At 70.4% G+C, this 10,356-nt stretch carries 12 protein-coding genes; 5 read left to right on the top strand and 7 right to left on the bottom strand.

Annotation, left to right across the window (positions count from 1 at the left end):
* Positions 1-444: 444 nt before the first annotated feature.
* From AC07AB_RS26430 to AC07AB_RS26415, 4 genes are all read right to left on the bottom strand, one after another.
* A complete protein-coding gene (locus AC07AB_RS26430) occupies positions 445-1,032 on the bottom strand; it encodes a hypothetical protein (RefSeq protein ID WP_478571411.1) in 588 nt (195 codons plus the stop codon).
* A gap of 214 nt (positions 1,033-1,246) precedes the next feature.
* On the bottom strand, positions 1,247-1,732 hold the full coding sequence (locus AC07AB_RS26425) for an NUDIX hydrolase (RefSeq protein WP_478571408.1): 486 nt from the start codon (positions 1,730-1,732) through the stop codon (positions 1,247-1,249).
* 62 nt (positions 1,733-1,794) lie between these two features.
* Positions 1,795-2,505: an ABC transporter ATP-binding protein gene (locus tag AC07AB_RS26420; protein ID WP_478571405.1), complete on the bottom strand. Its 711-nt coding sequence runs from the start codon at positions 2,503-2,505 to the stop codon at positions 1,795-1,797.
* Between the two features lie 56 nt (positions 2,506-2,561).
* Positions 2,562-3,713, bottom strand: coding sequence for an ABC transporter permease (locus AC07AB_RS26415; protein WP_478571403.1), 1,152 nt, complete (start codon positions 3,711-3,713; stop codon positions 2,562-2,564).
* Positions 3,714-3,888: 175 nt separating this feature from the next.
* Between AC07AB_RS26415 and AC07AB_RS26410 the strand changes: the two genes are divergently transcribed.
* The 5 genes from AC07AB_RS26410 to AC07AB_RS26390 all read left to right on the top strand — a co-directional run bounded on the left by AC07AB_RS26410 (position 3,889) and on the right by AC07AB_RS26390 (position 8,339).
* Positions 3,889-5,412 (top strand): sensor histidine kinase, encoded by a 1,524-nt coding sequence (locus tag AC07AB_RS26410; RefSeq protein WP_478571400.1) that lies wholly within the window; start codon positions 3,889-3,891, stop codon positions 5,410-5,412.
* On the top strand, positions 5,409-6,053 hold the full coding sequence (locus AC07AB_RS26405; RefSeq protein WP_478571397.1) for a response regulator: 645 nt from the start codon (positions 5,409-5,411) through the stop codon (positions 6,051-6,053). Before AC07AB_RS26410 ends, AC07AB_RS26405 begins: the two co-directional genes overlap by 4 nt.
* Before the next feature lie 230 nt (positions 6,054-6,283).
* A complete protein-coding gene (gene murC, locus AC07AB_RS26400) occupies positions 6,284-7,687 on the top strand; it encodes a UDP-N-acetylmuramate--L-alanine ligase (protein ID WP_478571395.1) in 1,404 nt (467 codons plus the stop codon).
* 13 nt (positions 7,688-7,700) lie between these two features.
* The gene (msrB, locus tag AC07AB_RS26395; protein WP_478571394.1) at positions 7,701-8,108 is read left to right on the top strand and encodes a peptide-methionine (R)-S-oxide reductase MsrB; all 408 of its coding nucleotides are present in this window, start codon (positions 7,701-7,703) and stop codon (positions 8,106-8,108) included.
* 75 nt (positions 8,109-8,183) lie between these two features.
* Positions 8,184-8,339: a hypothetical protein gene (locus tag AC07AB_RS26390; protein WP_478571393.1), complete on the top strand. Its 156-nt coding sequence runs from the start codon at positions 8,184-8,186 to the stop codon at positions 8,337-8,339.
* Positions 8,340-8,568: 229 nt separating this feature from the next.
* Here AC07AB_RS26390 and AC07AB_RS26385 read toward each other — a convergent pair whose 3' ends face one another.
* From AC07AB_RS26385 to AC07AB_RS26375, 3 genes are all read right to left on the bottom strand, one after another.
* Positions 8,569-9,030 carry a hypothetical protein gene (locus AC07AB_RS26385; RefSeq protein ID WP_478571391.1) on the bottom strand — a complete coding sequence of 154 codons (462 nt, stop codon included), beginning with the start codon at positions 9,028-9,030 and terminating at the stop codon, positions 8,569-8,571.
* A gap of 144 nt (positions 9,031-9,174) precedes the next feature.
* The gene (locus AC07AB_RS26380; protein ID WP_478571389.1) at positions 9,175-9,480 is read right to left on the bottom strand and encodes a DUF397 domain-containing protein; all 306 of its coding nucleotides are present in this window, start codon (positions 9,478-9,480) and stop codon (positions 9,175-9,177) included.
* Positions 9,477-10,346, bottom strand: a complete 870-nt coding sequence (locus AC07AB_RS26375) for a helix-turn-helix domain-containing protein (RefSeq protein ID WP_478571387.1) — start codon at positions 10,344-10,346, stop codon at positions 9,477-9,479. The genes AC07AB_RS26380 and AC07AB_RS26375 overlap by 4 nt, the downstream gene beginning before the upstream one ends.
* Between the last annotated feature and the right edge of the window lie 10 nt (positions 10,347-10,356).

The raw sequence follows: 10,356 nt of genomic DNA, 5'->3' as shown, positions 1-10,356 counted from the left end.
TGCGTTTTCCGTTTTCATCCAGACCCACACAAAGGGGGAGAAAAAGAGGGGGCAGCGGTTGCTTTTCCTTTTGTCTTGGGTCTCGGAAAAGCCCACCCCCCCCCCCCCCCCCCCGGACGTATGAGGCGCGGGTGACGGCGGCACGCGCTGTTTGAGAGACCAGCGGTGGGGACGACGGCTGGGGCGCGTACGGGCTGACCGGGCGTACGGGCTGACCGGGGCGTACGGACGCCGCACCGACGGACGGACAGGCTCGGGCCCCAGCCGTCAGGAATTGAGTACGCCATCCCCGAGGAAAGCGACACCAATTCGACGCGCCATTGAAAAGGGTCGCACGGTGGCCGGCCGTCTGGTTTCGATAAGCGTCGGTGCGAAGCCGGCAACAAGATGAAAAATTCCGAGTCGTCGCCGATAAAGCGCTGCCGGAATTCTTGAAATCTTCCCTCAGTCGCGCTGTCTGGCTTCCATGGTGACCGCCAAGGCAAACAGCAATTGCTGGTCGACGGCGTCGTCGTACACGGTCAGTTTGTACCAGTCATCGAAGACCTTGGGCTTTTCGACACTGAACGCCGTCTCCCCGTCCCGCTCGAAGTCGAAGTGGTACTTCACCAAAGCGCCGGCGATCTCCCCGACCGCGCCGCCGAGCCCCAGCAGGCGACGTGCCCGCGCCGTCTTGACGCTGCGCTCGGTCCCGATGAACCGGCCGAGGCCGGGCTGGTCGAACTGCCAGGTCGTGCGCTCCAGCGACTTCTTCATCAGTACGCCGAACGAGCCGAGAAGCCGCTCCTCGCGATCGAATGCCTCGTACCCGGTGATCGCCGCAAGCCAGCCCTTGCTGCTTTCGCGCACGCTCACCAACTTCTCGGCGCGCTGCTCATCGCGGTAGATCGTCAACTCGTCGGACACTTGGAGCTTCTTATCCGCGTAGCCAAGCGGCGGGCCGGGTTTCCCTGAGCCGTCGTCGGCCGAGATCCGATACTTGCGCTTCAAGCCCAGCGAGACCTTCTGCACATGGAGGATTGTCACCGGCATCCCCGAAATCTAACGCGTTCCCAGAGTGATCGCCATGCCTGATGAGTTTTGGCCGACGCTTTTCACCACGCTTCAACGTGAGGCGGGAAAGAGTGGGCTCCGCGTCGGCTGCCGGGGCGGCCGGACGCGCCGAGCGCTGCCACCATCGCCGCGCTGCCGCCACTGCCGCGCTGCCGCCATCGCCGCGCGGGACCATCGCCAACAGCCCCCGGATTCACAGCCCAAGCGTCAGCGGCCGGTCGGGGACTCCATCCTTGATCAACCTGGTCAGCGGACCGGCCAGATCGCGCGGGCCGAAGAGGTCCGGTCCTCGGTAGGCGGTGATCTCCGCCAGGCCCCACCACCGGAACCCCGTGATGTTCTCGGCTGCCAGTTCGTCGCCCGACAGCGCGCCGTTCGGCTGGAAGGCCGGGGTACGGACGAGGAAGTAGTCGTGGATCGCGCCGTCGTACCCGCGCACATAGCCGGGTGCGACGACCCTTCGATGCCACACATGCGGCGGCGTCCCGTCGAGTACGAGGCCGATCTCCTCGTGCAGTTCACGGCGCAGGGCGGCGTGCGGGGTCTCCCCGGGCTCGATGCCTCCTCCCGGAGTTCCCCAGACAGTGCCCTTCGGAGCGGCGAACCCGCACAGGAGGATGCGGTCTTCCTCGTCCAGGACGATCGCGCGGACCGAGTGGCGCAGGTTCAGTGAGGGCATCGGGGCAGCGTATTCGCCCTCCGCGAGGCGGGCGAGAGCTGCCGGAATGTCACTGCGTCATGTCACTGCGTCCTCGTCCCGGGCCGGCCCGGTGACAGGCGGCCGTCCTCCATCGACAGCACCCGGTCCGCCCGGTCGAGGAGGCCGTGGTCGTGGGTGACCAGTACCGTCGCCGTCTTGTGACGGCGCGTCACCTCGGCCAGCAGCTCCACGATCCGCTCACCGCGCTCGTGGTCCAGCGCCGAAGTCGGTTCGTCCACCAGCAGTACGGACGGGCCGCCGAACAGCGCGCGGGCGATGTTCACGCGCTGGCGCTCGCCGCCGGAGAGCTGATGCGACCTGCGCCGTCGCTTCGACTCGTCCAGGCCCACCGACTCCAGCAGCTCCGCCGCCCGGCCCCGGGCGGCGCGTGCCCCGCGCCCGCGCAGATCCTCGATCACCAGCAACTGCTCCAGAGCCGTCAGCGAGGACAGCAGATTCGACTGCTGGAACACGATGCCGACGCGCTCGCGCCGCAGCGCCGTACGGGCCTTCGCGCTCAGCCGCGCCGTGTCCTCACCGGCCACCACCACCCGCCCCTCGTCGGGCCGCAGCAGCGTCGCCGCCACTGCCAGCAGGCTCGACTTCCCGGAACCGGACGGTCCCACGACCGCCGCCAGCTCCCCGGGGGCCACCCGGAGGGACACCGCGTCGAGGGCGGTCAGCCGGCGGTCGCCATCCGGATAGGTGAGCGTTACCGCCTCCAGGGCCAGCGCGGCGCTGGTTTCCGTCACGGTGGTTGAAGCGGTTGAAGCGGTCGAGGCAGTCGAGGCAGGCTTGGCAGAGGCGGTCATCGGGTGGCTCCCAGCGCGGTCAGCGGGTCTACGGACGTGATGCGGCGTACGGCGAGAGCGGAACCGGCCAGGCCCAGCGCCACCATCGCCAGCACCGGTACGGCCACGGTCGCCGCGCCCAGTTCGAACGGCACCGACGCCGCGGCCAGCGCCCCGCCGGCCACGCCCGCCGCGCCGCCCAGCGCGGCGCCCGCGACCAGCACGATCAGGGCCTGGGCCAGGGCGTCCCGCACCAGGTAGCCGCTGCTCGCGCCCACCGCCTTGAGCACCGCGATGTCGGGCTTGCGCTGCACCGTCCAGACCGTGAAGAAGGCCCCGACCACCAGCGCGCTCACCGCGAAGAGGAACCCTTGGATGAGTTGCAGCGTGCCGTGCTCGGCCGAGTAGCCGTCGATCCCCGCGAGTGCGGCATCGACCGACACCGCCTTCGTCGTACTCGCGGCAGCGCTCGGACCAGTGCCTGTGCTCGTACCAGTGCCCGTGCTCGTACCAGTACCTGTGCTCGTACCAGAGCCCGCGCCCCCGCCGCTCGGAGCGCCGTCGCCCTTGACGGCCAGCGCCGTCGGACGCTCCTGGTGGCTCACCCGCTCCCAGGTCGCAAGGCTCGTCCAGACGCTCGGCGCGTGCCCGAACGAGCGATCGGCGGTCAGGCCCGAGACCGTCAGTTGCCGGGTGCCGAGCTTCACCCGATCGCCGACGCCGATGCCGTTCTCGCGCGCCGTCGATTCGCTCACCGCGACCTGGCCGCCCTGCCCGTCCTTCGGCGCGGCACCGGAGACGAGGGCGGGCCGCAGCGCGTCGGGCGTGCCGAAGGCGCTCACGGACACCGCCTTGCGGTCGGCCGCCAGCCGGGTCATGGCGACGCCCAGCGGCTCCGCCGACGAGACGCCGGGAGCCTCGGCCCAGGCGCTCTCCTGCTCGGGTGCGATCGTGCTGTTGCCGAACGACACCTCGGGCGAGGCGCCCGCCGGGGCGCCGAACACGATGCGGTCCACCGGCAGGTCCGAGACCGCCGAGGACGCCTCGCGAGCCAGCCCGCCCGTCAGGCCGTACAGGAAGACCACGAGCGTGGTGATCAGCGTGACGACCGCGCCCATGAGGGCGAACCGCCCTCGGGCGAAGCGGATGTCACGGAGCGCGACGAACACAGGGACCCTCCCGGGCTTCTTGTCAGGACGTTCCCAACCCTCCGCCGCCGTCGCGCGCCCGCCATCGGGGACAGGAGCGGTCTTCGCCCCGCCCATCGGGTCCACCCCGAAATCAATCGAACGGATGATGGGCGGGGCGGAAAGGGGTCCGTACGAGCGCCGTACGCTCGATGGAGTGAGCAACCCTGACGCACCCCCGGCGCCCGAGCGGCCGGCGGGCCACCCGCACGCCGCCTCCGACGCCCCGTCGCTGCGCCTGATGCGCCTCGCGCTGCACGGCGCGTTCTACGTGCTGCTCGCCATCGCCATCGTCCCCGCCGCCGTCGGTTCGGACGGCTCCCGGAGCCCGTACGTACTGATCCCCGGCGCGGTGCTCGCCCTCGTCTACGGCCTCGGCGTGGCGCAAGAGGCCCGACAGGGGAGGGAGGAGAGGGAGGGGCGGGAGGGGCGGACGCTCGGCTCCCGGACCGGGCCGTGGCTCGCCGCCGTCACCGGCCTGTGGCTGGTGCTCCTCGCCATGGACCGCAGTTTCAGCTACGTCGTCTTCCCGCTCTTCTTCCTCTTCCTGCACGTCATGCCGGTCCGCTGGTCCCTGCCCGCCGTCGCCGCCACCACGGGCGCGGTCGTCGCCGTGCAGTCGCTGGGGCCCGGCGGGTTCACCGCGGCGAAGGTCATCGGGCCCGTCGCGGGCGCGGCGGTCGCCGTACTGACCGCCTATGGGTACGCCGCGCTCTACAGGGAGAGCCGCAACCGTCAACACCTGATTGACGACCTCGTACGGACCCGGGACGAGCTGGCCGCCACCCAGCGCGAGGCCGGGCGCCTCGCCGAGCGCCAGCGCCTCGCCCGCGAGATCCACGACACCCTGGCCCAGGGGCTGTCCAGCATCGTCCTGCTCGCCCGCGCCGCCGAGAGCGCGGAGAGCGCCGACCCGCAGGCCGCCCGCGCGCACCTCCGCGAGATCGGACGGACCGCCTCCGACAACCTCGCCGAGGCCCGCCGCTTCGTACGGGCGCTCACCCCTCCCGCCCTTCAGGACGCCACCCTGCCGGAGGCGCTGCGCCGCCTGACCACCGGTTTCACGGCCGGACCCGCGGCCCGTTTCCACCTGGACGGCGAGCCCAGGCGGCTCCCGGTGGAGGCCGAGGTCGCCCTGTTGCGCCTCACACAGGAAGCGCTCGCCAACGTCGCGCGCCACGCCCGCGCCGAACGGGCCGCCGTCACGCTCGCCTTTCTGGACGGGCAGGTGACGCTGGACGTGTACGACGACGGGGTCGGGTTCACGCCGGGCGGCTCCGCCGAGGGCCGTACGAGCTTCGGCCTGCACGGCATGCGGGAACGCATCGCCGAACTCGGCGGCACGCTCACCGTGGAGTCCGCACCGGGAGAGGGCACGGCCGTGGCCGCCGCCCTGCCGGTACGGGCGACGGAGGTCCGTACGGAGGAGGTCCGTGCGGAGACGGGTGCGGAGGCCCGTACGGACGCCCGTACGGAGACGGGTGCGGGGGCCCGTTCGGAAGCGCCTACGGAGGCCCGTACGGAGACCGGCGCGGAAGCCCGTACGGAGACCCGCGGGGAAGCCCGTACGGAGACCCGCGGGGAAGCCCGTACGGAAGCGCATACAGAGACCCGCGCGGCAGCGGCACGCGCGGACACGCCGCAGGCCCAGCCCTCACCCCAGGACCGGGCCGCCGCATGATCCGCGTACTGCTGGTCGACGACCACCCCGTCGTACGGCGCGGGCTCCGCGCCATGGTCGACGAGCTGCCCGGCGTCGAGGCCGTCGGCGAAGCGGCGGACGGCGCCGCCGCGCTGCGCCTCCTCGCCGACGCGCGGGAACGCGCGGAACCGCAGCCCGACGTCGTCCTCATGGACCTCCAGATGGGCGACGGCATGCACGGCGTGGAGGCCACCCACCGCATCACCGCCCTCCCCGAACCCCCGGCGGTACTCATCCTCACCACGTACAGCACGGACGCCGACATCCTCGCGGCCGTCGAGGCCGGGGCCACCGGCTATCTGCTCAAGGACGCCCCGCCGGAGGACGTCGCCACCGCCGTCCACGCCGCCGCGCGCGGCGAGACCGTGCTGGCCCCGCCCGTCGCCGCCCGGCTGCTCGGCCGGGTACGGGCCGGGCGGCCCACTCTGTCGCCGCGCGAGGTCGAGATCCTGCGGCTGCTCGCCGAGGGGCTGGCCAACAAGCAGATCTCCCGCCGCCTGTTCATCAGCGAGGCCACGGTCAAGACCCACCTCGTGCACGTTTACGACAAGCTGGACGTCGACAGCCGTACGGCGGCCATCGCCGCCGGGCTCGCGGGCGGCCTGATCCGCCCGGCGTGAAGCCCGGCGTAACGCCCGGTGTAACACCCGGCGTGACGGGGCGTGACGGGCGCTCTCGCGCACGGAGCCCCCACCGTGGCGGGCTCGGCCCCAGTTGTCAGGTTGGAGAGTGCGACAATCGTCATCGGCTGCCAGCGGCCGTCGGAAGCCGTCCACGACGACCGACGACGATCCCGGCGGCAGCCGGACGCAACATCCACAGAACCCCAGAGCACCCGTATGGAGACCGCATGGCCCCCAGCATCCCGTCCGCCATGGAACGACCGCACTTCATCGGCATCGGCGGCGCCGGGATGTCGGGCATCGCCAAGATCCTCGCGCAGCGCGGGGCGCGCGTGGCCGGCAGCGACGCGAGGGAGTCGGCGACCGCCGCGGCCCTGCGCGAGCTGGGCGCCACCGTCCACATCGGGCACGCGGCCGAGCACCTGGCCGAGGACGCCACCTGCGTCGTCGTCTCCAGCGCCATCCGCGACGACAACCCCGAGCTGGTGGCCGCCGCCGACCGCGGCATCCCCGTCGTGCACCGCTCGGACGCGCTGGCCGCGCAGATGGAGGGCCTCAGCCCGATCGCCGTCGCCGGTACGCACGGCAAGACGACCACCACCTCCATGCTGGCCGTCTCCCTCGGCGCCCTCGGCAAGGACCCCTCGTACGCCATCGGCGGCGACCTGGACGCGCCCGGTTCCAACGCCCGGCACGGCGAGGGCGGGATCTTCGTCGCCGAGGCCGACGAGAGCGACCGCAGCTTCCACAAGTACGCGCCCCAGGTCGCGATCATCCTCAACGTGGAGCTGGACCACCACGCCAACTACGCCTCGATGGACGAGATCTACGAGTCCTTCGAGACCTTCGTCGGCCGCATCCGGCCGGGCGGCACCCTCGTCATCTCCGCCGACCACCCCGGCGCCCGCGAACTGACCCAGCGGATCACCGGACGCCACGACATCGAGGTCGTCACCTACGGAGACGCCGAAGACGCGGACGTACGGGTCCTCAAGGTCAACCCGCGCGGTCTGACCAGCGAGGTCACCGTCGTCCTGAACGGCAAGGTGCTCACCTTCGCCGTCTCCGTCCCCGGCCGCCATTACGCGCACAACGCCGTCGCCGCCCTGGCCGCGGGCGTCGCCCTCGGCCTCCCGGCCCACAACCTCGCCTCGGCCCTCGGCAAGTACACCGGCGTCAAGCGCCGCCTCCACCTCCAGGGCGAGGCCGACGGCGTCCAGGTCATCGACTCCTACGCCCACCACCCCACCGAGATGACCGCCGACCTGGAGGCCATCCGGGGCGCCGCCTCGGACTCCCGCATCCTCGTCGTCTTCCAGCCCCACCTCTTCAGCCGCACCCAGGAACTGGCCACCGAGATGGGCGAGGCCCTCGCCCTCGCCGACGCCTGCGTGGTCCTCGACATCTACCCGGCCCGCGAGGACCCGATCCCCGGCGTCACCAGCGCCCTGATCATCGACGCCGCCACCGCCAAGGGCGCCGACGTGACCGCCGAACACGACATGGCGGCGATCCCGGACGTCATCGCCGGAATGGCGAAGCCGGGGGATCTTGTTCTCACCATGGGAGCGGGCGATGTGACGGACCTCGGTCCGCGCATCCTGGAGCGCATGGCCCGCCGGGACAGCTGAGGAGAGACCGCAGATGCCGTACGAGATCGACAAGCCGGAAGAGCAGTGGCGGGCCGAGCTGTCCCCCGCGGAGTACCAGGTGCTCCGCGAGGCCGGCACCGAGCCCGCCTACCGCGGTGAGTACACCGACACCAAGACCGCCGGCGTCTACTCCTGCCGCGCCTGCGGCGCCGAGCTGTTCCGCTCCACCGAGAAGTTCGAGAGCCACTGCGGCTGGCCGTCCTTCTACGATCCCAAGGACTCCGACGCCGTCGAACTGATCGAGGACCGCTCCCTCGGCATGGTCCGCATCGAGTGCCGCTGCAAGCGCTGCGGCTCCCACCTCGGCCACGTCTTCGAGGGCGAGGGCTACCCGACCCCCACCGACCAGCGGTACTGCATCAACTCGATCTCCCTGACCTTGACAGCGGACGAGGGCTGAGCCCGCAGTACAGCGTCAGCGGATCGCCCCCTCAATCGCTCGTTGAGCTGGAGATATAAGGGTTCTCCTCCGTCGGTGGAGCTGTGGTTGGTGAAGCTGGCCGAGGAGGATCCGGTGAGTGCGGATCTTGTGGAAGCGGCGGTCGACATGCCGGCCGAGAACGGGCCGACGCTGGGCGGGCCGCGTGTCGACCGTATCCACGCGGCCGTATGCACAACCTCAAAGAACTGAGACCGTGAAACGCGGGCGGTACTGAAGTCCGCATCTTGTTTGTGTTCGACCCTGAGCGTGAAGCGATTCTGCTTGTGTCGGGTGACAAGGCAGGCGTTGGAGTCAGTGGTACGTCGACGCGATCCCTCTCGCCGAGGCCCAATCTTGAGACCATGCGTACGTACGCCGCTGCGCTGGGAGCGCGAATCGCGGTCTCCATCGAGTACGGCGATCGGGCCATCGGCGCTGTCTAGATCTCCTCGGGAGACTCGGGGCGCAGCAGCGGGTGTACGACCCCGGGGAACACCGTGGCCTGTACGACCGGCTCCGCCGCCCCGCCCTTGATCACCGTCTCGGCGACGCCCCACGGGCGGCCGGGGAGGACGACGGTCAGTGTGTAGGAGGACGCGCAGCCGGTGCACTCGTACCGGTCCGCCCACGTCTCCACCTCCGTGGCGCTCCCGGGCGTACGCGCCACATGCCGGTGCCGCGCGTGGCACCGGTCGCACTTCTCACCCGGCTCGCACGTCCCGCCGCACGGACACGGCGCATCCAGCGACGCTGCCGGACGCCAACGCTGCGTGAGGACGGCCTCACGCGTGGCGCCCATGTCCTTCATCGCCTTCAGATTGCGCGCGGCGACGTTGTACGACTCGCCGGTCGCCGCCATCCGGTCCCGGATGACGTCCTTGCGTCCGCGGTTCGTCGTCATCTTGCTCCTCCTGGGGTTCACGCAGCCCACCAGGAGGCCCATGAGATCGGTCCCTACAACGGTACCTGCCGCTCCGCGCGGTTCGCCCGACGCCGCCGCCCCGTACCGGAACGTTCCGGAACGGGGCGGCGGCGGTGCGTACGGTCAGACCTGGGCGGCGTACGAGATGAAGCTCGCCCACGCGGCGGGGGAGAGGGCGAGCTGGGGGCCCTGCTTGTCCTTGGAGTCCCGGACGTGGACGGTGGTGGGGCAGGCGGCCACCTCGACGCAGTCGTCACCGCTGCCACTGCTGTAACTGGACTTGTGCCAGGAGACGGCTACCTCGATGCAGTCGCCGTCGCCACTGCTGCTGTGGCTGGACTTGTGCCAGGAGAGGGCCACCTCGACGCAATCGTCGCCGGAGCTGCCGCTGTAGCTGCTCTTGAACCAGGCCAGTTCTATGGTGCTCATGCCGCTCCTCGCATCCGCCGCAACAGGCTCAGGGAGTCATCAAGGGAGAGAGCCTGTGAGCGCATCCTGGCATATCGCATCTCAAGCGTGCTGATCACTTTCGGATCAGAGATGAACTGGCCGCTTTCCTGGCCCTCGGAGTACCCGAATCTCCTGCCGTCCGAGGTCTCCAGCAAGCGCATCGGGCCGTGCAGGCCGGCGTGCCTCTCCCGCACCACCGGCATCACCTGGACTTCGAGGTTCCGAAGTTCGGTGAGGTCGAGGATGTGGTCGATCAGCTCCTGGGTGACCGCCGTTCCACCCGTATTGCGCAGGAACAGGTGCTCTTCGAGGATGAAGCTGTACGCCGTGTTCGGCCTCTCTCGCAGCAGGCGCTGTCGATCGAGCCGTGCGGCCAACTGCACTTCGATCTGTGCATCGTTGAGGGGTGGGAGCTGCTCCGCGAACAGCGTCCGCGCGTATGCCTCCGTCTGCAACAGGCCAGGAATCAGGCGGCATTCGTACGTGTACAGGGTGATCGCTTCCTGTTCCAGGCGAGCCCACATCCTGAACCATGCCGCCAACCCGGGCCTCCGTGTCAGGTGCGGCGAAGCCTTCCGCAGCGCCCCAGTGTTCCCCAGCGCCTCCTCACCCCGCTCCACGAAATCCGGGTCCGGCATGCGTCGGCCCAGTTCGATCGAGGCGACCGTGTGTTTGGAGAAGCGCACCAAGGCGGCGAACTCTTCGCGGCTGAGTCCGGTGTGCTCCCGCAGGGCTTGCACTACCGCGCCGAAGGTTCGCAGGCTGTCCGAGGGTTCGGGTTCTGTATAGCCGGGGTTATCGCCTACATCGCCCGTACTTTCCGTACCGTCAGCGCCGTCCGTCATCGTCGGCCAC

The sequence above is a fragment of the Streptomyces sp. NPDC044033 genome (assembly GCF_056434425.1).
The sequence above is the reverse complement of the archived record's forward strand: the minus strand, read 5'-3'. Positions and strand labels throughout refer to the sequence as shown.

Excerpts from the sequence above, each read along its gene's own strand:
- AC07AB_RS26430 (WP_478571411.1), bottom strand. The coding sequence starts at position 1,032 with ATGCCGGTGACAATCCTCCATGTGCAGAAGGTCTCGCTGGGCTTGAAG.
- AC07AB_RS26425 (WP_478571408.1), bottom strand. The coding sequence starts at position 1,732 with ATGCCCTCACTGAACCTGCGCCACTCGGTCCGCGCGATCGTCCTGGAC.
- AC07AB_RS26405 (WP_478571397.1), top strand. The coding sequence starts at position 5,409 with ATGATCCGCGTACTGCTGGTCGACGACCACCCCGTCGTACGGCGCGGG.
- murC (WP_478571395.1), top strand. The coding sequence starts at position 6,284 with ATGGCCCCCAGCATCCCGTCCGCCATGGAACGACCGCACTTCATCGGC.
- msrB (WP_478571394.1), top strand. The coding sequence starts at position 7,701 with ATGCCGTACGAGATCGACAAGCCGGAAGAGCAGTGGCGGGCCGAGCTG.
- AC07AB_RS26385 (WP_478571391.1), bottom strand. The coding sequence starts at position 9,030 with ATGACGACGAACCGCGGACGCAAGGACGTCATCCGGGACCGGATGGCG.
- AC07AB_RS26380 (WP_478571389.1), bottom strand. The coding sequence starts at position 9,480 with ATGAGCACCATAGAACTGGCCTGGTTCAAGAGCAGCTACAGCGGCAGC.
- AC07AB_RS26375 (WP_478571387.1), bottom strand. The coding sequence starts at position 10,346 with ATGACGGACGGCGCTGACGGTACGGAAAGTACGGGCGATGTAGGCGAT.